We start from the raw sequence: 22,182 nt of genomic DNA on the forward strand, positions 1-22,182 counted from the left end.
GGCTCGATGGGCTCACGTCAGGTAAACGTCCCAGAAGGAGGTTCCGTTGCACCGAAGCAGAAGAACCGCGGCCGGCGGGCTGGTGCTCGCCCTGGCCCTCGGTCTGCCGGCGACGGGCGCGCACGCCGCGCCCGCCGGCCCCACCGCGCCCCGGCCCATCACGCCGGCCGCCGGCTCCAGCACCGTCACCCTGATCACCGGGGACCAGGTCACCGTCACCCGCACCGGTGGTGCCGCCGTGCGCCCCGGCCCCGGCCGGGAACACCAGCAGTTCCTGGTCCGCCGGGAACGCGGCCACCTGTCCGTGGTGCCCCGCGACGCGGTGCCGCTGGTGCGCTCCGGGCAGGTCGACAAGCGGCTGTTCGACGTCACCGGCCTGATCGCCGCCCGCTACGACGACGCCCACCGCGACAACCTGCCGCTGCTGGTGTCGTACCGCGAGGGGCAGGCCCGGCGCGGCGCGGCCGGGCTGCCGGGCACCCGGGTGACCCGCGACCTGCCGGCGATCCAGGGCGCGGCGCTGACCGCCGGCAAGTCCTCGACCGGCGCGGTCTGGTCGACGCTGACCGGCGGCGACGCCGGAGCCCGGCTCGACGCGGCAGGGGGCGTCGAGCGGATCTGGCTGGACGGTCGGCGCACGCTCTCCCTCGACCACAGCGTGCCGCAGATCGGCGCGCCCACCGCCTGGGCGGCCGGCTGGACCGGCAAGGGGGTGACCGTCGCGGTGCTGGACACCGGCATCGACGCCACCCACCCGGACCTCGCCGGCAAGGTCGCCGAGGCCCGCAACTTCAGCGACCTGCCCGACCAGCGGGACATCGTCGGGCACGGCACCCACGTCGCCTCCACCATCGCCGGCAGCGGTGCCGCCTCCGGCGGGAAGTACCGGGGCGTCGCGCCGGACGCGACGCTGCTCGACGGCAAGGTCTGCGAGGAGTTCGGCTGCGCCGAGTCGGCGATCCTGGCCGGCATGCAGTGGGCCACCACCGAGAAGAAGGCCGCCGTGGTCAACATGAGCCTCGGCGGCGGCGACACCCCCGAGGTCGACCCGCTGGAGGAGGCCGTCCAGACGCTGACCGCCCAGACCGGCAGCCTCTTCGTCATCGCCGCCGGCAACGACGGCCGGGACGGCTCGGTCGGCTCACCGGGCACCGCCGACGCCGCACTGACCGTCGGCGCGGTCGACCGGGACGACGAACTCGCCGACTTCTCCAGCCGGGGCCCCCGCCTCGGCGACGACGCGCTCAAGCCCGACATCACCGCCCCCGGCGTCGACATCGTGGCCGCCCGCTCCGTCGACGGCCAGATCGGCGACCCGGTCGGCACGAGGTACGTCGCACTCTCCGGCACGTCGATGGCCACCCCGCACGTGGCCGGCTCGGTGGCGCTGCTCGCCCAGCAGCACCCGGGCTGGAAGGCCGGGCAGCTCAAGGCGACCCTGATGGCCGCCGCCAAGCCGCACCCGACGCAGACCGCCTACGAGCAGGGCGCCGGCCGGGTGGACCTGACCCGGGCCATCACCGAGCAGGTCACCACCGACCCGGTCAGCGTCTCGTTCGGCCGGGCCCTGTGGCCGCACGGCGACGACGCCCCGATCACCCGGACCGTCGCCTGGCACAACGGCGGCACCACGCCGCTCACCCTCGACCTGACCGTCGAGGTGAAGGGGCCGGACGGGAAGGCCGCACCGGCCGGCATGTTCACCCTCGGCGTCAACCGGATCACCGTCCCGGCGGGCGGCCGGGCCGAGACTACAGTCACCGCGAACACCCGGCTCGGCGTCGACGGCTACTGGACCGGTCGGGTGGTGGCCCGCTCCGGCGGCACCGTCGCGGTGACCCCGCTGGCCGTGCACCGGGAGGTGGAGAGCTACACCGTCACGCTCACCCACCTCGACCGCAGCGGCGAGCCGGGCGGCGACTACTCGACCAGCCTGGTCAACCTCGCCGACGGCGACCTGCGCGACGTGTTCGAGGCCGACGGCGTCGTCGAACTCCGGGTCCCCAAGGGCCGGTACGGGCTGAGCAGCGTCTTCTTCGAGCCGGGCCCGGACGAGGAGTCGGGCGGCCTGGGCATGCTCGCCCAGCCGGAACTGGTGGTCGACGGCGACACGGCGGTCACCGTCGACCTGCGCAAGGCCAAGCCGGTACGGATGACCGTGCCGCAGGCCGACGCCAAGGTCTCCCTGGTCGACATCAGCGCCAACTACCTGCTGCCCGACGACGGCAGCTACGGCTTCGGCATCGTCTCCTTCGACACCTTCGACGGGCTGTCCACCGGCCAGCTCGGCAAGGCGGTGTCGGCCGACGAGTTCGTCGCCACCTTCAACAGCCAGTGGGCCGACCGGGACGCCGAGGTCAGCCCCTACCTGTACGCGCTGGGCGAGGTCGTGCCGGGCAAGCTGCCCAGCGGGCTGGTGCGCGACTACCGGCGGGGCGACCTGGCCACGGTGGTGCACACGTTCCGTGACCCGTACCCGAAGATGGAAGCCGAACGGCTGGTCTTCCCGGACAGCGGCTACAACCTCGGCGGCTGGGCGGTCGTCCTGCCGACCGACCTGCCCGGCCAGCGCACCGAGCACTACAGCACCAAGGGGATGCGCTGGGAGTCCGAGCTGGACTTCGGCGTCCGCGACCCGGAAGCGGGCTGGCTCGACGTCCAGGCGGTCCTGGTGACCCCGCCCACGAAGTACCAGCCCGGCCGGCGGGCCACCGAGACCTGGGGTGCGGCGCCGCTCGGGCCGTCCCTGCCCGCCCCGCGCTGGCCGGGGGACGGTGTCACCCGGACCGGGGACACCATGCTGGTGAGCGTGGCGCTGCACGCCGACGCGGCCGGGCACCCCGGCGGGTCACTGACCGACAGCGCCCGTACCGCGCTGTGGCGCAACGGCACGCTGGTGGAGGAGACCGACAACCCGGGGTACGGCGAGTTCACCGTGCCGAAGGCGGCCGGCGACTACAAGCTGACCGTCGCGGCGACGCGGAGCCTCACCGACCTCGGCACCGAGGTGGAGGCGAGCTGGACGTTCCGCTCCGGGCACGTGGCGGGTGACACGCCGAAGCCGCTGCCGCTGTCGGAGATCCGGTTCACCCCGCGGCTGCGGGCCGACAACACCGCCCCGGCCGGGCAGGTCTTCGCCGTCCCCGTGCAGGTACGACGGCAGCCCGGCGCCGGCACCGCCAAGCTGGCGAAGCTCAGCGTCGACGTGTCGTACGACGGGGGGAGGACCTGGCGGCGGGCGACCGTGGTGAAGGTGCCGGGCCAGGGCACGGTGGCGCTGGTCAAGCACCCGGCCGGTGCCGGGTACGCGTCCCTGCGGGCGACCGCCCGGGACACCGAGGGCAACACCGCGAGCACCCGGATCATCCAGGCGTACCGCCTGAAGTGATCGGACGTCCGGGCCCGCGACGGTTCTCGTCGCGGGCCCGGACCCGTGCGGGTCAGTCGTTGGCGTGCAGGGCGGCGTTGAGCGTGATGCCCTGGCCGGTGCGCGGCTTCGCCTCCAGCGCCCCGGTCACCGAGTTGCGCCAGAACAGCAGGCCGTCGACGCCGGACAGCTCACGGGCCTTCACCACCCGGCCGTCCGGCAGGGTGATCTTCGAGGCGGCGGTGACGTAGCAGCCGGCCTCGACCACGCAGTCGTCGCCGAGCGAGATGCCGACCCCGGCGTTCGCGCCGATCAGGCTGCGTGCCCCGATCCGCACCCGGTCGGTGCCGCCGCCGGAGAGGGTGCCCATGATCGACGCGCCGCCGCCGATGTCGGAGCCGTCACCGACCACCACGCCCTGCACGATCCGGCCCTCGACCATCGAGGTGCCCAGCGTGCCGGCGTTGAAGTTGACGAAGCCCTCCTGCATCACGGTGGTGCCGGCGGCCAGGTGCGCGCCGAGCCGGACCCGGTCCGCGTCGGCGATCCGCACCCCGGCGGGCACCACGTAGTCGGTCATCCGGGGGAACTTGTCCACCCCGTACACGGCCAGGTGCCGGCCGGCGGCCCGCTCGATCACCCGCAGCTCGTCCACCCGCTCCGGCGGGCACGGGCCGGCCGAGGTCCAGGCCACGTTCGCCAGTTTGCCGAAGATGCCGTCGAGGTTCAGCTCGTTGGGCCGCACCAGGCGGTGGGAGAGCAGGTGCAACCGCAGGTACGCGTCGGCGGCGTCCTTGATCGGCTCGTCCAGCGCGCCGATCACGGTGACCACCTGCACCGTACGCAGGCCCGGCAGGGCCCGCTCACCGACCGCGCCGGGCGGCAGGTCCAGCACGTCGGCCTGGTCCTCGCCGGGGACCAGCGGCAGCTCACCCAGGCCCAGCTTGCCGGTCGGGTACCAGGTGTCGAGCACCTGCTCGGCGGCGGTCACTGTGGCCAGGCCGATACCCCAGGCGGATTGGGACGTCACTGTTCTACCCTCTCGTTCGCGGCTGCGGGGCCGGTGGGCTCACCCCTCCCGCCCACCGTCCAGGACGGTACCGTGCGAATCATGGAGAACCCGCTTACCCCCGAGGTCCTGGCCGATCCGGTGGCGCTGACCCGCGCCCTGGTCGACATCGAGTCCGTCTCCCTCGACGAGAAGGCTATCGCCGACTGTGTCGAGGAGGTCCTGCGCCGGGTGCCGCACCTGAGCACCTTCCGGCACGGCAACACCGTGATGGCGCGGACGGATCTGGGCCGGTCCTCCCGGGTGGTGCTCGCCGGGCACCTGGACACGGTGCCGCACAACGACAACTTCCCGTCGACCATGCGCGGGGATCTGATGTACGGCTGCGGCACCTCCGACATGAAGTCCGGGGTGGCCTTCGCGCTGCACCTGGCGGTTACCCTGCCCGACCCCCGGTACGACGTGACGTACTTCTTCTACGAGGCCGAGGAGATCGAGTCCCGGTACAACGGGCTCACCCTGGTCGCCGAGGCCCACCCGGAATGGCTCCGGGCCGACTTCGCGGTGCTGCTGGAACCGACGTACGGCATCGTGGAGGCCGGCTGCCAGGGCACCATGCGGGCGATCGTCACGGTGCCCGGCGAACGCGCCCACGTGGCCCGCTCCTGGCGCGGGGTCAACGCCATCCACGGCGCGGGCGAGGTGCTCCGCCGCCTCGGCGAATACCGGGCCCGGCGGGTCACCATCGACGGTTGCGACTACCGGGAGGGCCTCAACGCGGTGCGCATCGACGGCGGGGTGGCCGGCAACGTCGTCCCCGACCGCTGCGAAATCGAGATCAACTACCGGTACGCCCCGGACCGTGACCCGGCGGCGGCCGAGGCGCACCTGCGGGAGGTCTTCGCCGGCTACGACCTGGCGATCACCGATGCGGCGGCCGGCGCGGCCCCGGGACTCGACGCGCCGGTGGCCCAGGAGTTCCTGGCTGCCGTCGGTGCCGCCCCGATCGGCAAGCTGGGCTGGACCGACGTGGCCCGGTTCGCGGCGATGGGCATCCCGGCGCTGAACTTCGGCCCCGGCGACCCCAACCTCGCCCACCACAAGGACGAACACGTCGAACTCACCAAGATCCGCGACGGCGCCGCCACCCTCCACCGCTGGCTGACCCCCGCCTAACCCCGCCCCCCGCCCCGCGCCCCCGCCCCGCGCCCCGCCCCGGGTTCGCCCCGGTGATCACGAGGTTTGTGTCACCGAGAGCGCTCTCCCACTCCCCATTTCTCTTGATCACGACTCATTTCTCTTGATCACCGAGTGCGGGGCGGGCCCGGGCTGGCTGCGGGAGCGGACCGGGTGCGGCGCGGGGACTCGGCCGGGCGTGGGGCGGGGCTGGGGAGCGGGCCGGCAGGAGCGCGGGCCGGGTTGGGAGCAGTATGGGCCGGGCCGGCAGGAGTGTGGGCCGGGTCGGGAGCAGCGTGTGCCGGGCCGGCAGGAGTGTGGGCCGGGTCGGGAGCAGCGTGGGCCGGGACGGTCGCAGAGGGCGGGGTCGGCGGGGTGGATGTGGTGAGGCCCCCGGGTCGGGGGACCGCGGGGGCCTCGGTGCGTACTGGGTGAAGGCTCGGGTGGCCGGCCAGGGGTGTGAGGCGGCCGGCCGGTCGGGTGGTGCGGGCCGGGGCGGGTGCTCCGGCCGGGTCGACGCGGGTCGGGCTGGTGGTGTCAGACGGTGGTGAGGCGGGGACTGTCGGGCTCGCTGGGCTCGACGGACTGGGCGGCCGGCTCCACCGGCACCTCCAGCTGTCGGGCGCGGCGGCGCTCGGCCACCACCTCGTTGATCCTTCGCTGCATCTGCCGACGGATCCGCATCCGTTCGTTGTTGCTGATCACGCTTGCTCCTCCCCCGAAGGCGCGCGCCGGGCCATACCCGGTATGTGAATAGTAAGACGTACGGGCGACAGAATTAGTTGCCCATGATCGCGAACTTTTTCTCCGACCCGTCGGCCAGCACCGCCCTGACGTGCGTCTCCACTACGGTGACTGACATGAGTCAGACCAACGGGCGACAGTCGGGCCGCGATCCGGAGCGGCACCGGGGGGCGGTGACACTGCGCCGTGGCGCGATCCCCACCAGCACCGCTGACCAGCGGTTGCTCGACTCCCGAGGGCGCAGCGACTGGAAGACGAAGGACGCCTGGCGGGCGCTGCGCATCCTCGCCGAGTTCGTCGAGGGTTTCGACACGTTAGCCGATCTGCCACCCGCGGTGAGTGTCTTCGGCTCGGCCCGTAGTAAACCCGACAGTCCCGAGTGCCGGCTGGCCGAGGAGTTGGGCGCGGGTCTCGCCCGGGCCGGTTACGCGGTGATCACCGGCGGTGGACCCGGTGTGATGGAGGCGGCCAACCGGGGGGCCAGCGAGGCCGGCGGCCTCTCCGTCGGGTTGGGCATCGAACTCCCCTTCGAGCAGGGGCTCAACGACTGGGTCGACCTGGCCATCGACTTCCGCTACTTCTTCGCCCGCAAGACCATGTTCGTCAAGTACGCCCAGGCGTTCGTGGTGCTGCCGGGCGGGTTCGGCACCATGGACGAGCTGTTCGAGGCGCTGACCCTGGTGCAGACCGGCAAGGTGACCCGGTTCCCGGTGGTGCTCATGGGCACCGACTACTGGCGGGGGCTGCTCGACTGGCTGCGCGACAGCATGGCCGCCGAGGGCAAGATCGGCCCGGTGGACCTGGAGCTGATCTGCCTCACCGACGACGTGGACGCCGCGGTCCGGCACATCGTCGAGGCCGAGGCGGCGCTCGCCGTCGACCAGGAGGCCGTCCGTGAGGCGGCGGTGGCGCGTACCGCCGCCGACCAGCAGGCCGCCCGCCGGGCCGCGGACACCGCCACCCCCTCCCCGGGTACGCCGTCCGACGGCACCGGGTCCAACGGCACGGGCCGGGGTGTCGTCGACGGTCGGGAGGGCTGAGCCGGTGGCGGCGATCTGTGTCTTCTGCGCGTCCTCTCGTACGCTCGACCAGCGCTGGCTGGACCTGGCGGCCGAGACCGGCGCGGAGCTGGCCCGGCGCGGGCACACGCTGGTCAGCGGCGGCGGCTGCGTCGGGATGATGGGCGCGCTCGTCGACGGGGCGCGGGCGGCCGGTGGGCGGACCGTCGGGGTGATCCCGCAGGCGCTGGTGGACCTGGAGGTCGCCGACCTCGCCTCGGACGAACTGCTGGTCACCGACGGCATGGCCAGCCGCAAGACCGTCATGATCGAGAAGTCGGACGCGTTCCTCACCCTGCCCGGCGGTCTGGGCACCCTGGACGAGCTGTTCGAGGTCTGGACCACCGCCACGCTGGCCATGCACGCCAAGCCGATGGTGCTGGTCGACACCGACGGCTTCTACCGCCCGCTGCTCGACTGGCTGGCCACCATCACCGACCAGACCTTCCTCAAGCCGGCCGGCCTGGACCTGCTCACGGTCACCCCGACCGTCGCCACCGCGCTCGACGCCCTGGAGGCCCGGCTGCCCTGACCCGAGGCCGGACCGGCCTCCGGCCGCCCCGTCCGGGCGGGGTGGTGCCCTGGGGGGTGTCGTACCGACATGGTGGGATGTGGGGGTGCAGGGGTACCGGCTGGTGCGCCGACCTGCCGGACCGGGCCCGCAGGACGGGCGGTCCGCCGCGGACGTCCGGGGGGACGGCCGGCACGGCGGGCCGGCCGAGGGGCCGGGTCGGGCCGGTGCGGGTGACGAGGGGGAGCCGCGGCCCGGGGGGCCGACGGGCGATGCCGTACGCCCCGAGGGGAGCCCACCGGCGCGAGGCCCGGCGGGCGATGCCGTTCGCCCCGGCGGGCGGCGGCACGATCCGCTCCAGGCGGAGGTGGTGGCGCACACCGACGGACCGATGCTGGTCCTCGGCGGGCCGGGCACCGGCAAGACCGGCACCCTGGTCGAGGCGGTGGCCGCCCGGGTCGCCGAGGGGGTCGACCCGGAACGTCTGCTGGTGCTCACCTTCAGCCGTCGGCAGGCCACCGGGCTGCGGCAACGGATCGAGGCCCGGATCGCCGCCGACGGCCACCTGGTGCTGCGGGAGCCGCTGGTGCGCACCTTCCCGGCGTACGCCTTCGGGCTGCTGCGCCGGGCCGCCGCCGAGCGGGGCGAGCCGTCCCCCCGGCTGCTCACCGGCCCCGAACAGGATCTGATCATCCGGGAGCTGCTCGACGTCGTCGGCGACGAGCCCGACGACGACCCGGTCGGCTGGCCGGACGACCTGCTTCCCGCCCTGCGTACCCGGGCGTTCGCCGCCCAGCTGCGTGACCTGCTGATGCGCGCCGCCGAACGCGGCGTCGGGCCGGTGGAGCTGGCCCGGCTGGGGGAGAAGCTGGGCCGCGCCGACTGGCCGGCCGCCGCCCGGTTCCTGCGGGAGTACGTCGCCGTCCTCGCCCTGCGCGACGTCGGCAACCGGGGTTCCGTGGCGTACGACCCGGCCGAGTTGGTGCGGGCGGCCACCGGCATGCTCCTCGACGATCCGGAGCTGCTGACGGCCGAACGCCGTCGGCTGGCCCACGTCTACGTCGACGAGCTGGCCGACACCGACCCGGCCCAACAGGACCTGCTGGCCGTCCTGGCCGGTGGTGGCCGGTCCCTGGTGGCGTTCGCCGACCCGGACTCCTCCACGTACGCCTTCCGGGGTGCCGACCCGGCGGTGGTGGCCGCCTTCCCGCACCGGTTCCGCACCGCCTCCGGGGCACCGGCGGCGCAGGTCACCCTCACCACCTCGTACCGGGCCGGTGCGGTGCTGCTGGGGGCCACCGGTCGGCTCGCCAGGCGGTTGCGCGGCCCGGCCGGGCACCGGCGGCTGCGACCGCTGCCCGACGCGCCGCCCGGCAGCGTCGAGGTGCGTACCTTCCGCTCGGCCACCGGCGAGGCCGCCTGGCTGGCCCACGCGCTGCGCTCGGCCCACCTGCTCGACGGGGTGCCCTGGTCGGCGATGGCGGTGCTGGTCCGCTCGACCCACCTGCACCTGCCGTCGCTGCGCCGGGCGCTGCACACCGCCGGGGTGCCCACCGTCGTGCACGGTGAGGACCTGCCGCTGCACCTGCAACCGGCGGTCGCCCCGCTGCTACTCCTGCTGCGCTGTGCGCTCGAACCGGCCCGGCTCGACGAGGAGTCCGCGATCGCGCTGCTGCACTCGCCGCTGGGCGGGGCCGACCCGCTCGCCGAGCGGCGGCTACGCCAGGGGCTGCGGGCGCTCGCGCTGGCCCGGGGTGACCGGCGGCCCTCCGGTGGACTGATCGTCGAGGCGCTGGCCGATCCGGCCGAGCTGGCCGGCATCGAACGGCGCTGGGTCGAGCCGGCCCGTACGGTCGCGGAGCTGCTCGCCACCGCGCGGACGGCGGCGGCAGTGCCCGGGGCGACCGCCGAGGACGTGCTCTGGGCGGTGTGGGACGCCAGCGGTCTCGCCGAACGCTGGGCCGGGGCGATCAACCGGGGGCGGGCGGCCACCGGGGAGCACGAGACCGCCCAGCGTTGGCGGGCCGAGGCCGCCGACCGGGACCTCGACGCGGTGCTGGTGCTCTTCGACGCGGCGGCCCGGTTCGTCGACCGGCTGCCCGGCGCGCGGACGGAGGTCTTCCTCGACCACGTCCTCGGCCAGGACCTGCCGGCCGACACCCTGGCGGCCAGCGCCGACCGGGGCGAGGCGGTCCGCCTGCTCACCGCGCACGCGGCCAAGGGCCTGGAGTGGGACCTGGTCGCGGTGGCCGGCGTGCAGGAGGGCGTCTGGCCCGACCTGCGGCTGCGCGGCAGCCTGCTCGGCTCCGAACGGCTGGTCGACGTGCTGGCCGGCCGGGCGGACGGCACCGGCACCCGGGCCAGCCTGGTCGGGCAGACCTCCGCCCTGCTCGACGAGGAACGCCGGCTGTTCCACGTCGCGGTGACCCGGGCCCGGCGGCGGCTGCTGGTCACCGCCGTCGCCTCGGCCGCCGTCGGCGGCGACGACCACGAGGAGCAGCCCAGCCGCTTCCTGCACGAACTCGGCGTCACCGGCCAGGACGGAGACGGTCCCACCGCAGACGGCCCCACCCACGGTGGCCCCACCCCGACCGCCCCCGACGGTGGCCCGCCAGCGGACGGGCCCGGTGAGGGCGACGCGGGGGACGAGGGGGAACCGGGGGAGGAGACGTCCCGGGAGTTGCCCGTCGGGCGGCCACCCCGGGCGCTCACCCTCTCCGCGCTGGTGGCGGAGCTGCGTACCGCGATCGTCGACCCGGCGGCGTCGGTGGCCCGGCGGCGCGCGGCGGCGGCCGAACTGGCCCGGCTGGCCGCCGCCGGCATCCCCGGCGCGCACCCGGACGACTGGTGGGGCCTGCGCAGCCTCTCCGACGACCGGCCGCTGGCCGAGGAGGGTGAACCGGTGCGGGTCACCCCGTCGGGGATGGAGAGCGCGCTGCGGTGCAGCCTGCGCTGGCTGCTGGAGCGGCACGGCGGCAGCGGGCCGGCCAGCGCCGCCCAGGGGGTCGGCAACCTGGTGCACGCCGCGGCGATGCTGGCCGAGGACGCCAGCGCCGACCGGACGGCCCTGCTGGAGTACGTGGCCGCCCGGTTCGACGCGATCGAGCTGGCGGCCCGGTGGATGCTCGGCCCGGAGCGGGAACGCGCCGAGGCGATGGTGGACAAGCTGCTGCGCTGGCTGGCCGGCAACCCGCGCCGGCTGCTCGCCATCGAGCACGAGTTCGCGGTCCGCCTCGACGACCCGACCCGGCCGATCGAGCTGACCGGCCGGGTCGACCGGCTGGAGGTCGACGCCGACGGCCGGCTGGTGGTGATCGACCTCAAGACCGGCAAGTCGACGACCGTCACCGAACGGGAGATGGCCGAGCATCCGCAGCTCGGGGCGTACCAGGCGGCGGTGGAGGCGGGCGGGTTCGCCGAGTTCGGCGACGAGGCCGGGGGTGCGGCGCTGGTGCAGCTCGGCACCGGCGGGAAGGACGCCCGCGAGCAGACCCAGGCCGCCGCCGGGCAGGGCCCCGAGGCCGGCTGGGCCACCGCCCTGGTCCGGCGTACCGCCGATACGATGGCCGCCTCGACCTTCGCCGCCGTCGCCAACGCGAAGTGCCGGGTCTGCCCGGTACGGACCAGTTGCCCGGTCTCCGGGCAGGGCCGGCAGGTCGTCGAGCCGCCGACCACCGGCGAGCACCGGGCGGGCGGGGAGTGAACGTGTCGGCCGCGCCACCGACGACCGGGCGGCCGGGGCCGCGGCGTGCGACGAGGGGAGAGCGGTGACCCAGCCGACCCTGTTCAGCGCCGCCACTCCCGTGCCGCGTACCGCCGACGCCGGGCCGCGCTACACGCCTGTGGAGCTGGCCCGGCTGCTGCGGCTGCCCGCCCCCACCGCCGAGCAGGCCGCGATCATCGCGGCGCCGGTCGCGCCGCTGCTGGTGGTGGCGGGCGCCGGTTCGGGCAAGACCGAGACGATGGCCGCCCGGGTGGTGTGGCTGGTCGCCAACTCGTACGTCCGCCCGGAGCAGATCCTCGGGTTGACCTTCACCCGTAAGGCCGCCGGTGAGCTGGCGCACCGGGTGCGTACCCGGCTCGACCAGTTGGTGCGGCGGCTCGGGCGGCGGGCCCGCAATCCGCTCGACGATCCGCTGGCCGGTGAGCCCACCGTCGCCACCTACCACTCGTACGCCGGTCGGATCGTCGCCGAGCACGGGTTGCGGGCCGGCTACGAGCCGACCACCCGGCTGCTCACCGAGGCGTCCCGGTGGCAACTGGTCGACCTGCTGGTCCGCAACTACGACGGGGACATGTCCGAGGTCGACCGGATGCCCAGCACGATCACCGACGCCGTGCTGGCGCTGGCCGGCGAGCTGGACGAACACCTGGTCGACCCGGACGCCCTGGCTGCCTGGACGGGCCGGTTCTTCGCCGAGGTGCAGGCCCACCCCGGGCGGGTCTACGCCGACGTCCGCAAGGCCCTCCAACTGCAACGCACCCGGCTGAAGCTGCTGCCGCTGGTGCGGGCGTACGCCCGGCGCAAGGACGACTTCGAGGCGATGGACTTCGCCGACCAGCTCGCCCGCGCCGCCCGGGTGGCCCGCGACCACCCGGCGGTCGGCGCGGTCGAGCGGGACCGTTACCGGGTGGTGCTGCTCGACGAGTACCAGGACACCAGCCACGCCCAGGTGGTGCTGCTCAACCACCTCTTCGGCGGCGGTCACCCGGTCACCGCCGTCGGCGACCCCTGCCAGTCGATCTACGGCTGGCGGGGGGCCAGCGCCGGCACGCTCGACCGGTTCCCCACCGACTTCGCCCACGCCGACGGCACCCCCGCCGGGGCGATGAGCCTCACCACCAGCTGGCGTAACCGGCCGGAGATCCTCGGGGTGGCCAACACCCTGTCGGTGCCGCTGCGGGCGGCCGGCGCCCGGGTGCCGGAGCTGCACGCCGCGTTGAGCGTCCGCGACCCGATCCCGCACCGCAGCCCCCGCGGGCGGGCCGCCGGCACCGTGCACTGTGCGCTGCTGCCCACGTACGTCGACGAGGCGGACTGGATCGCCGACAGTGTGCTCGCCGCCTGGCGGGGGGCGGCCCGGATGCCCGGCGCGCTGCCCGAGCACATCCCGGTGCCGCAGCGCCCCGCCACCGCCGTGCTGGTGCGGGTCCGCAGCCAGATCCCGGCGATCGAGGCGGCCCTGCGGGCGCGGGGGCTGCCGGTCGAGGTGGTCGGCCTGGGCGGGCTGCTGGACACCCCTGAGGTACGGGACGTGGTCTGCACCCTGCGGGTGCTCGCCGACCCGACCGACGGCGCGGCGCTGCTGCGCCTGCTCACCGGGGCGCGCTGGCGGATCGGGCCGCGTGACCTGGTGGCCCTGCACCGGCGGGCACGCGCCATCGCCCGGGCCCGCCGGGAGGTGACCGGCGACGACGGGCCGGAGATCGTGGTGGACGCCCTCGACGAGGCGACCCTGGTGGAGGCGCTGGCCGATCTGGGGCCGGCGCAGGCGTATTCGGCGGAGGGGTACGCGCGGCTGCGGTCGTACGGGATGGAGCTGGCCCTGCTGCGGTACCGGCTGGACCAGACGCTGCCGGAGCTGATCGCGGACGTGGAACGCACCATCGGCCTGGACGTCGAGGTGGCGGTCCGGGCCGGCCGGGACGGCGCCGGCGACGCCGGGCTGGCCCGGGGGCACCTGGACGCGCTCGGTGACGTGGCGGCCCGGTTCAGCGGCGAGACCCCGGCGGCGACGCTCGCCGGTTTCCTGGCCTACCTGACCGCCGCCGAGGACGAGGAGCGCGGGCTGTCCCCGGGCGAGGTGGAGGTGGTCGACGGCGCGGTGCAGGTGCTCACCGCGCACGCCGCCAAGGGCCTGGAGTGGGACGTCGTCGCCGTCGCCGGGCTGACCCGGGGCGGCTGGCCCGGTCAGGTCCGCAACTCCGACCACTGGCTGGGCGGGCTCGGCGTGTTGCCGTTCCCGCTGCGCGGCGACGCCGACGGGCTGCCCGTGCTCGACCTGACCGAGGTGGCCGACCAGCGGGGGGTGGCCCGGGCGGTGGCCGACTTCACCGACGCCTGGCGGGCGCACGACGAACGCGAGGAACGCCGGCTGGCGTACGTGGCGGTGACCCGGCCCCGGCGGCTGCTGCTCTGCTCCGGGTACTGGTGGGGGGAGGGGACCAAGCGGTTCCGGGGCCCGTCGGTGCTGCTCCGCGAGGTGTACGACGCCTGCCTGACCGGTGGCGACGGCCTGCTGATCGACGAGTGGGCACCCGAACCGGCGGGTGACGCGGTCAATCCGACCACCGCGCTGGTGTTGCGGGCGGAGTGGCCGGCCGACCCGCTGGGCCCGCGCCGGCCGGCGCTGACCGAGGCGGCGGCCTTGGTCCGCCGCTTCCTCGCCGACCCTGACGCGGCCCGCCGGGAAGCTCCCGGTCCTGTCCCCGCCCCCGCAATCGACGCCCAGGCGGCGGTGGGGCCGGAGGTGGTGGACCCACCGGCGGCAGGTCCGCAGGCGGCTGGGCGGCAGGCGGCGGGCCGGGTGGTGGCGGGCGGGGAAGCGGCTGGTCCGGAGGTGGCTGCGCCCGAGCCCGATCCGGAGGTGGTGCGGTGGCGGCGGGAGGCGGACCTGCTCCTCGCCGAGCGGGCGGAGCTGCTGCGGCAGGCTGAGGCGGTCGAGGTGACCCTGCCCGGCCACCTGTCGGTGACCCAGTTGGTGGCCCTGCGCCGGGACCCGGCCCAACTGGCCCGTACGCTGCGCCGGCCGATGCCCACCCCACCCAGCCCGTACGCCCGGCGGGGCACCGCCTTCCACGCCTGGCTGGAGTCCCGGTTCGGCATCGACCGGCTGCTCGACGTGGACGAGTTGCCGGGTGCCGCCGACGCGGACGCCGCGCCCGACGGGGCGTTGGCCGAGCTTCAGGAGCGCTTCCTGGCCAGCGAGTGGGCCGACCGGGTGCCGGTGGAGGTGGAGGTGCCGTTCGCCTCGGTGCTGGCCGGCGTGGTGGTCCGGGGCCGGATGGACGCCGTCTTCTCCCGCCCCGGCGGCCGGTACGACGTGGTCGACTGGAAGACCGGTCGGCAGCCGACCGGCGCGGAGGCCGAGGTGGTCGCGGTGCAGTTGGCCGTCTACCGGCTGGCCTGGGCGGAGCTGGCCGGGGTGCCGGTGGACCGGGTGGGGGCCGCCTTCCACTACGTACGGGAAGGGGTGACGGTGCGCCCGGCCGACCTGCTGGACGCCGACGGGCTGACCGCGATCATCGCCGGGTTGCCGGAAAATCCGGTGGGGGGTGGCGCGGCGGCGGATCCGTGGTAAGTTGTTCTTGTTGCAGTTTTGGTTTCCAGAGACTCTGTGTGCGCCTGGCGGATTGTGGCCCCAGGCGCTCTTTGTTGTGTCCGGAGTTCTCCGGGCGGGGCGACCAAAAACAACAGGCGATTCGCGCATCCCGCGCGGAGCGCTCCTCTTCGGGCCCGCAACAGGTGCGGGTCCGACGTTCCGTCAAGGAGACGAAACAGATGGCAATTGGCACCGTCAAGTGGTTCAACGCTGACAAGGGCTTCGGCTTCATCACCCCGGACGGCGGCGGCGCCGACGTCTTCGCCCACTTCTCGGCGATCCAGACCTCCGGCTACCGGAGCCTGGACGAGAACCAGCGGGTCGAGTTCGAGGTGACCCAGGGCCAGAAGGGCCCGCAGGCGGAGAACATCCGCCCGCTCTGATCTTCGGATCGTCCGGTAACACCCTCCGGGTCCTCCGGGCCCGGTGACGGACCGGTCCGCCGCGCCGCCCCCCGCTCCGGCGGGACGCGGCGTGCTGCGGCGGACCGGCTCCCGTACCCCATCGGTTCGTGCTTGTGAGTCACCGACGGACAGCTCCGTCGGTGACCGCGCCGGCTCCCGGCGCCCTCCCTCGACACGTGCCGCGTCGAGGAAGGCCATTTCCGCATGACCATGACCGTTCCCACCTTCGCCGCGACCGGCCTTGCGCCGGCGCTGCTCGCCGAGCTGACCGCGCAGGGCATCACCGAGCCGTTCCCGATCCAGGCGGCCACCCTGCCGGATTCCCTGGCCGGCCGGGACGTGCTCGGCCGGGGCCGCACCGGCTCGGGCAAGACCCTCGCCTTCGGGCTTCCGCTGCTGCACCGCACCGCCGGCCACCGGGCCCGCCCGGGCCGCCCGCTCGCCCTGGTGCTGGTCCCCACCCGTGAACTGGCCGCCCAGGTCACCACGGCACTGACCCCGTACGCCCGGGCGCTGGGGCTGCGCTGCGTCACCGTGGTCGGTGGCCTGTCCCTGCAACGGCAGGCGGACGCGCTGCGCGCCGGTGCCGAGGTGCTGGTCGCCACCCCGGGCCGGCTGCACGACCTGATCAACCGGGGTGATGCCCGGCTCGACCAGGTTGCCGTCACCGTGCTCGACGAGGCCGACCAGATGGCCGACATGGGCTTCCTGCCGCAGGTGACCAAGCTGCTGGAGCAGGTCGCCCCGAACGGCCAGCGGATGCTCTTCTCGGCGACCCTGGACGGCGGGGTGGACCGCCTCGTGCGCCGGTTCCTCAGCAACCCGGTGTCGCACTCGGTGGACCCGGGCACCGCCACGGTGACCGCGATGACCCACCACGTCCTGCACGTCGACGCGGCCGACAAGCCCGCCGCGCTGACCCAGATCGCCGCCCGGGAGGGCCGCACCATCCTGTTCATGGCGACCAAGCACCGCGCCGACCGGATGGCCCGGCAACTGCTCGCCAAGGGCGTACGCGCGGCGGCGCTGCACGGGGGGAAGTCCCAGCCGCAGCGCACCCGGATCCTGGAGCAGTTCCGCACCGGCCAGGTGACCGCGCTGGTCGCCACCGACGTGGCGGCCCGGGGCATCCACGTCGACGGCCTCGACATGGTGGTCAACGTGGACCCGCCGACCGAGGCGAAGGACTACCTGCACCGGGGTGGTCGTACCGCCCGTGCCGGTGAGGCGGGTCAGGTGGTCACCCTGGTCCTGCCGGAGCAGCGTCGGGACGTCTCCCGCCTGATGAGCGTGGCCGGCATCACCCCGCAGTCGACCCAGGTGCGCCTCGGCGACGGTGCGCTGGCCCGGGTGACCGGGGCCCGTGAGCCGTCCGGCGTGCCGGTGACCATCGTCGCCCCGACGCCGGCCCCGGCGGCCCGTCCGCGTGCCGGTGGCGAAGGCGGTCGTCCCCGGGCCGCAGGCGGCGAGGGCGGTCGTCCCCGGGCCGCCGTCGGTGGTGGCGGCGAGGGTGGCCGCCCACACCGCACGTCGGGCCGGTCCCGTCGCCCGCGTCGCCCGCGCACCGCCTGAGGTTCCCGGCCGCTGTCGAGCTGACGTCGCGGTTTCGGCGGGCGGGGACGACGCAGCATCGGCTCAGCCTGAGTCGATCATCTCGGCGCGCGGCGACGGGGACGGCGCGGGGTCGGGTGCGGACCCTCGGTGATCATGCATCGGGATGGGTCGGGTTGCCGGCGCTATTGCGTCCGATCGGTGACTGTTCCATTCGGTCCGGCTGGTCGAAGCTTGCTCCCGGGGGAAGAACCGGCCGGCACGGTCGGGCACGGGAGGGGTGACCATGGGGGGCGACGCTGAGTCGGGAGCGGGGCGCGAGCTACTGGTGGTGTTCGCCGTCGCGGGTGCCGGGCTCGTGCTCGCCATGGTCGCGGCGTTCGCGCCCTGGCACCCGAGGCCGGGGCGCGCCGCCCCGGCCGGGCTGGTCGAACTGCACAGCCCCGACGAGGGGCGTCCGCCGACGGTCGAGCTGACCGCCGGCTGAGCCCCCGCCGGGGGCGGTAGGTCAGGTCGTCCCGTCCGACCGTCGGGTCCTGGGGGACCGACGGTCGGACGGGCGGCCGACGTCAGCGGGCCGGGGCCTGCTCCTGGTGGATGAGCAGGTCGGTCAGCGTGGTCCGGTCCACCACCACGGCTATCGCACCGTCCACCGCCAGCCACACGTCGCGCAGGCCGGCGGCCACCCCGTGGTAGCCGGCGTCCTCGGCGGGCAGCCCCCGTACGGTGGTCAGCGACCCGGCGACGGCGCGCAGCACGTCCCCGACGCTGATCTGCGAGGCGGGACGGGTCAGCGCGTAGCCGCCCTCGGTGCCCCGGTGACTGTGCAGCAGTCCGGCACGACGCAGGTCGAGCAGGATGCCCTGGAGAAAACTCAGCGGGATGCCCTGCGTCCGCGCCAGGCTCGCCGCCTTGACCAGCTCCCCGGCGCCGTCGGGGCGGGTGGTCCCGCCGTCGCCGCCTGCGGCGACGGCGAGCATGGCCCGGAGCGCGTAGTCGCTGCGCGCGGAGATGTACACGTCACTGACCAGCCTGGTCCAGCACGCCCCAGCGGCGGCGGATCGCCCGGTCGGCCGCCCCGAAGGCGGCGTCGACCACCAGCCCGACCACCAGGATGACGATCATCGTGGCGAGCAGCCAGGGCGCGTCGGACAGCTCCCGGGAGTAGGTGAGCTGGGCCCCCAGGGACGTCTGCGAGATGCCGACCACCAGCAGCTCACCGGCCATCAGGCTGCGCCAGGAGAAGGCCCAGCCCTGCTTGAGCCCGGCGACGATGGCGGGCAGCGCGGCCGGCGCGATGACGTACCGGTAGAGGTTCAGCCCCCGGGCGCCGAGGTTGCGCCCGGCCCGGACCAGCAGCGGCGGCACGTAGTCGACCCCACTGATCACCCCGTTGGCGATGGACGGCGCGGCACCGAGCACCACCACGAAGAAGATCGCCTTCTCGCTCAGCTCGAACAGCAGGATGGCCAGCGGGAACCAGGCGATCGACGGCATCGTCTGCAATGCGGTGATCATCGAGCCGATCGCCGCCCGGAGCACCGTGAACCGGGCCACCGCCAGGCCGACCAGGAGGCCGACCGCGACGGAGAAGAGGTAACCGAGCGCCGCCCGTTGCAGCGTGGTGGCGAGTCCGTCCCAGAGTTGCCGGCCACCGGCCTGCCTGACCAGTTCCTCGGCCACGGTGACCGGGCCGGGCAGCGAGTACGGCGGCTTCCACCCGCTCCAGACCACCAGCTGCCACAGCCCGACGGCGATGGCGAGCGCGGCGAGCTTGGGCCAGGTGGACGCCCAGAGCCGGGCACCCCGGGAGACCTCCTTCTCCCGGCCGGCGATCTCCAGCGCGTCCAGCCCGGAGATCTCCGCGTCGGTGCGGGCCGCGCCGGTCAGGGTGTCATTTGCCATGGCGGCCCACCTCCGTACGGAGTCGGTCGGTGACCTCGGAGGCGATCGAGGCGACCTCGGGGGAGTCGATGCGCCGGGGCCGGGGGACGTTCACCTCGGTGGACCAGATGATCCGTCCGGGTCGGCTGCTGAGCAGGATGATCCGGTCGGCCAGCCGGGCCGCCTCCCGGACGTTGTGCGTCACGAACAGCACGGTGAGCTGCCGTTCCGCCCAGATCCGTTCCAGCTCGTCGTGCAGGATGTCCCGGGTCATCGCGTCGAGCGCACCGAACGGCTCGTCCATCAGCAGCACCGGGGTGTCCAGGGCGAGGGTGCGGGCCAGGGCGACCCGCTGCCGCATACCGCCGGAGAGCTGGTGCGGCCGTTTGCGGCCGAAGTCGGACAGGTGGACGGTGCTCAGCAGCTCCGCCACCCGTTCCCGGCGCTCGGCCCGGGGCAGCCCGCGCAGCTTCAACGGCACCTCGACGTTGGCCTCGACGGTCAGCCAGGGGAACAGCGCCGGCTCCTGGAACATCAGGCCGGGGTGGGCGTCGTCGGCCACCGTGATCGTGCCGCCCTGCGCGCGGTCCAGCCCGGCGACGAGGTTGAGCAACGTGCTCTTGCCGCAGCCGGACGCGCCGACGAGGCAGACGAACTCCCCGGGCCGGACGTCGAGGCTGACCCCGTCCAGGGCGAGGACGGCGTTCGTCCCGCGCCCGTACACCTTGGTCACACCGGCGAGCGCGACCGCGGTGGTCGCGCTCGGCGGCGGCGTCGTGGTCGACGTCACGGCTGGGTGACCTCGGCCTGGCCCTGCGTCTTGAGCACCTCGTTGAGGTACTTCAGGTCGTAGAGGCCGTTCAGGTCGACCGGCTGGGTCAGTTCGACGGCGACGGCGTGGTCCAGCCCGGTCTTGAGCGAGGACGCGATCGGGTCGTTGGTGAACAGCAGGGTGGGCCACGCCTGCTTGATCAGCTTCAGGTCCAGCGGCTTGCCGGTGATCTTGCCGATGTGGTCGGAGATGGCCTGCTGGGCCTCGTCCGGCTTGGTGTTGACGAAGTCGTTCGCCGCGACCTGCCCCTCGACCAGCTTCTTCACCGCCTCCGGGTGGGCCTTGAGGAACTTGGTGGAGACGATCAGGTTGGTGATGACGAACTTCTTGTCCGGCCAGAGGTCCCGCTCGTCGACGAGGACCTTGCCGCCGGCGTTGACCAGCCGGGAGACGAACGGCTCGGGCACCCACGCGCCGTCGATCGAGCCGCTGGCGAAGGTCTCGACCGTCTGGGCGTTCTCCTGCGGGACGATCTTGACGTCGCCGCCGCCCTCCTTGGTGGTCTTGAGGCCCTTCTCCTTGAGCCAGTAGCGGATGGCGACGTCCTGGGTGTTGCCGAGCTGCGGGGTGGCGATCTTCTTGCCGCGCAGCTGCTCGACCGAGGTGATCTCGGGCTTGACCACCAGGGCGACCCCGCCGGAGGCGGCGCCGGAGATGACCCGGACGGCCTCGCCCTTGGACTTGGAGAACGCGTTCACCGTCGGGTTCGGACCGATGTACGTGGCGTCGAGCGCGCCCGAGAAGATCGCCTCGATGGCGGCCGGGCCGGCGTTGAACGTCTTGGTCTCCAGCTTGACGCCATCGCCCAGCTTGTCCTCGAAGATCTTCTTCTCCACCCCCACCACTGCCGGAGCGTGGGTGATGTTGGGGAAGTAGCCCAGCCGCAGGGTGACCGGACCGGAGTCGCCGCCACCGGCGCTGTCGTCGTCACCGCACGCCGCGGTGGTTCCCATCGTGGCCACGCCGACGGCGGCGAGGGTGGCGAGGGAGAGCAGCCGACGGAAGGGGAGCCGTCTCATCATCTGTCCAATCCGCAGTATTCCTATTTAGTTGGTAGGAAGAGTGGGTGAGGAGTCCGGCGGCGTCAAGCACCGTCCGCATCGTGGGATATCCGGTCTCGAATATTCCTGGTTTTCCTACCTTCTTGATAGGTTTATCTGCCCCCGGCGAGATGGACCGGGCGGGACACGGCGAGAGGGCTCCGAGATGACCTTCCACTGGTTCCTTCCCACCTCCGGCGACGGCGACCAGGTCGGTGCCGCCACCGTCACCGCCGGCGCGGCCCGGCACGCACGGGCCGCCACCGTCGGATATCTGACCGAGGTGGCCCGGGCCGCCGAGGCGGGCGGATTCACCGCCCTGCTCACCCCGGTCGGCTCCGGCTGCCCCGACCCGTGGATCGTCTGCGCGGCGGTCGCCCAGCACACCGAGCGGATCGGCCTGCTGGTCGCCGTCCGCGCCGGCTTCGCCCTGCCCACCCTGGTCGCCCAGCAGGCCGAGGCGTTCCAGGCGGTCTCCGGCGGGCGGCTCGCGCTGAACGTCGTGACCGGCGGCGACCCCACCGAGCAGCGGGCGTACGGCGACTTCCTCGACCACGACGCCCGCTACGCCCGTACCGGTGAGTTCATCGAGGTGCTCCGTCGCTCCTGGCGCGGCGGCCCGTTCGACTTCGCCGGTGAGCACTACCGGATCGACGGCGGCGGGCTCTCCGGTCCGCTGGCCGACCCGCCGCCGGTCTACCTCGGTGGCGCGTCCCCGGCCGCCGAGGCGGTCGCCGCCCGGCAGGCCGACGCGTACCTGATGTGGGGGGAGCCGCCGGCGGCGATCGCCACCCGGGTGGCCCGGGTCCGGGCCCGTGCCGCCGAACACGGTCGTACCCTGCGCACCGGGCTGCGGCTGCACGTCATCGCCCGGCACACCGCCGCCGAGGCATGGGCCGAGGCCGACCGGCTGCGGGCCGGGATGAGCCCGGAGCGGATCGCCGCCGCCCAGGCCCGGTTCGGCCGGATGGACTCCGTCGGCCAGGCCCGGATGACCGCGCTGCACGGCGGCGGGAGCGGACGCCTCACCGTCGCGACGAACCTGTGGGCCGGCATCGGCCTGGTCCGCGAGGGTGCGGGCACCGCGCTGGTCGGCAGCTACGCCGAGGTCGCCGCCCGGATCGACGAGTACGCCCGCAGCGGCGTCGACGAGTTCATCCTCTCCGGCTGGCCGCACCGCGAGGAGGCGGAACGGGTCGGCGCGGAGGTGCTGCCCCGGGTCACCGCGCTGCGCGTCGCGGTGCCGCACTGAGACGCAGGCCGAGGACGCCCGTGTCACCGCTG

General features: G+C 74.3%; 16 protein-coding genes. 10 read left to right on the plus strand and 6 right to left on the minus strand.

Annotated elements, in window-relative coordinates; translation table 11 throughout:
• Nucleotides 1–46: 46 nt before the first annotated feature.
• Nucleotides 47–3,388 (plus strand): S8 family serine peptidase, encoded by a 3,342-nt coding sequence (locus tag JQN84_RS08715; RefSeq protein WP_204957836.1) that lies wholly within the window; start codon nucleotides 47–49, stop codon nucleotides 3,386–3,388.
• A gap of 52 nt (nucleotides 3,389–3,440) precedes the next feature.
• Here JQN84_RS08715 and dapD read toward each other — a convergent pair whose 3' ends face one another.
• Nucleotides 3,441–4,397 carry a 2,3,4,5-tetrahydropyridine-2,6-dicarboxylate N-succinyltransferase gene (dapD, locus tag JQN84_RS08720; protein WP_204957837.1) on the minus strand — a complete coding sequence of 319 codons (957 nt, stop codon included), beginning with the start codon at nucleotides 4,395–4,397 and terminating at the stop codon, nucleotides 3,441–3,443.
• A gap of 81 nt (nucleotides 4,398–4,478) precedes the next feature.
• On the opposite strand from dapD, the gene dapE reads away from it, so the two are divergent.
• The gene (dapE, locus tag JQN84_RS08725) at nucleotides 4,479–5,552 is read left to right on the plus strand and encodes a succinyl-diaminopimelate desuccinylase (RefSeq protein WP_204957838.1); all 1,074 of its coding nucleotides are present in this window, start codon (nucleotides 4,479–4,481) and stop codon (nucleotides 5,550–5,552) included.
• Nucleotides 5,553–6,089: 537 nt separating this feature from the next.
• On the opposite strand, the gene JQN84_RS08730 is transcribed toward dapE, so the two are convergent.
• Nucleotides 6,090–6,257 (minus strand): hypothetical protein, encoded by a 168-nt coding sequence (locus tag JQN84_RS08730; RefSeq protein WP_204958239.1) that lies wholly within the window; start codon nucleotides 6,255–6,257, stop codon nucleotides 6,090–6,092.
• 155 nt (nucleotides 6,258–6,412) lie between these two features.
• Between JQN84_RS08730 and JQN84_RS08735 the strand changes: the two genes are divergently transcribed.
• The 7 genes from JQN84_RS08735 (at nucleotide 6,413) to JQN84_RS08765 (ending at nucleotide 17,629) form a co-directional block, all read left to right on the plus strand.
• Nucleotides 6,413–7,336, plus strand: a complete 924-nt coding sequence (locus JQN84_RS08735) for an LOG family protein (protein WP_239484978.1) — start codon at nucleotides 6,413–6,415, stop codon at nucleotides 7,334–7,336.
• A gap of 4 nt (nucleotides 7,337–7,340) precedes the next feature.
• Nucleotides 7,341–7,886 (plus strand): LOG family protein, encoded by a 546-nt coding sequence (locus tag JQN84_RS08740; RefSeq protein ID WP_204957839.1) that lies wholly within the window; start codon nucleotides 7,341–7,343, stop codon nucleotides 7,884–7,886.
• An 85-nt stretch (nucleotides 7,887–7,971) separates the two neighbouring features.
• Complete coding sequence (locus JQN84_RS08745) at nucleotides 7,972–11,568, plus strand: ATP-dependent helicase (protein ID WP_307821096.1); 3,597 nt, start codon at nucleotides 7,972–7,974, stop codon at nucleotides 11,566–11,568.
• Nucleotides 11,569–11,632: 64 nt separating this feature from the next.
• The gene (locus JQN84_RS08750; RefSeq protein WP_204957841.1) at nucleotides 11,633–15,166 is read left to right on the plus strand and encodes an ATP-dependent helicase; all 3,534 of its coding nucleotides are present in this window, start codon (nucleotides 11,633–11,635) and stop codon (nucleotides 15,164–15,166) included.
• 200 nt (nucleotides 15,167–15,366) lie between these two features.
• Nucleotides 15,367–15,570 carry a cold-shock protein gene (locus tag JQN84_RS08755; RefSeq protein WP_067374184.1) on the plus strand — a complete coding sequence of 68 codons (204 nt, stop codon included), beginning with the start codon at nucleotides 15,367–15,369 and terminating at the stop codon, nucleotides 15,568–15,570.
• Nucleotides 15,571–15,795: 225 nt separating this feature from the next.
• Nucleotides 15,796–17,163 carry a DEAD/DEAH box helicase gene (locus tag JQN84_RS08760; protein WP_204957842.1) on the plus strand — a complete coding sequence of 456 codons (1,368 nt, stop codon included), beginning with the start codon at nucleotides 15,796–15,798 and terminating at the stop codon, nucleotides 17,161–17,163.
• A 265-nt stretch (nucleotides 17,164–17,428) separates the two neighbouring features.
• A complete protein-coding gene (locus tag JQN84_RS08765) occupies nucleotides 17,429–17,629 on the plus strand; it encodes a hypothetical protein (RefSeq protein WP_204957843.1) in 201 nt (66 codons plus the stop codon).
• Nucleotides 17,630–17,711: 82 nt separating this feature from the next.
• On the opposite strand, the gene JQN84_RS08770 is transcribed toward JQN84_RS08765, so the two are convergent.
• The 4 genes from JQN84_RS08770 to JQN84_RS08785 are packed head-to-tail and all read right to left on the minus strand — an operon-like array spanning nucleotide 17,712 to nucleotide 20,877.
• Complete coding sequence (locus JQN84_RS08770; RefSeq protein ID WP_204957844.1) at nucleotides 17,712–18,161, minus strand: RrF2 family transcriptional regulator; 450 nt, start codon at nucleotides 18,159–18,161, stop codon at nucleotides 17,712–17,714.
• A 1-nt stretch (nucleotide 18,162) separates the two neighbouring features.
• Nucleotides 18,163–19,047 (minus strand): ABC transporter permease, encoded by an 885-nt coding sequence (locus tag JQN84_RS08775; protein ID WP_204957845.1) that lies wholly within the window; start codon nucleotides 19,045–19,047, stop codon nucleotides 18,163–18,165.
• The gene (locus JQN84_RS08780) at nucleotides 19,037–19,816 is read right to left on the minus strand and encodes an ABC transporter ATP-binding protein (protein WP_204957846.1); all 780 of its coding nucleotides are present in this window, start codon (nucleotides 19,814–19,816) and stop codon (nucleotides 19,037–19,039) included. The genes JQN84_RS08775 and JQN84_RS08780 overlap by 11 nt, the downstream gene beginning before the upstream one ends.
• A complete protein-coding gene (locus JQN84_RS08785; protein WP_204957847.1) occupies nucleotides 19,813–20,877 on the minus strand; it encodes an ABC transporter substrate-binding protein in 1,065 nt (354 codons plus the stop codon). Before JQN84_RS08785 ends, JQN84_RS08780 begins: the two co-directional genes overlap by 4 nt.
• Nucleotides 20,878–21,064: 187 nt before the next feature.
• On the opposite strand from JQN84_RS08785, the gene JQN84_RS08790 reads away from it, so the two are divergent.
• Nucleotides 21,065–22,150, plus strand: a complete 1,086-nt coding sequence (locus tag JQN84_RS08790; RefSeq protein WP_204957848.1) for an LLM class flavin-dependent oxidoreductase — start codon at nucleotides 21,065–21,067, stop codon at nucleotides 22,148–22,150.
• The last annotated feature ends 32 nt before the right edge of the window (nucleotides 22,151–22,182 follow it).

Origin of the sequence: Micromonospora humidisoli, assembly GCF_016900955.1 — a bacterium.
Lineage (GTDB): Bacteria > Actinomycetota > Actinomycetes > Mycobacteriales > Micromonosporaceae > Micromonospora > Micromonospora wenchangensis.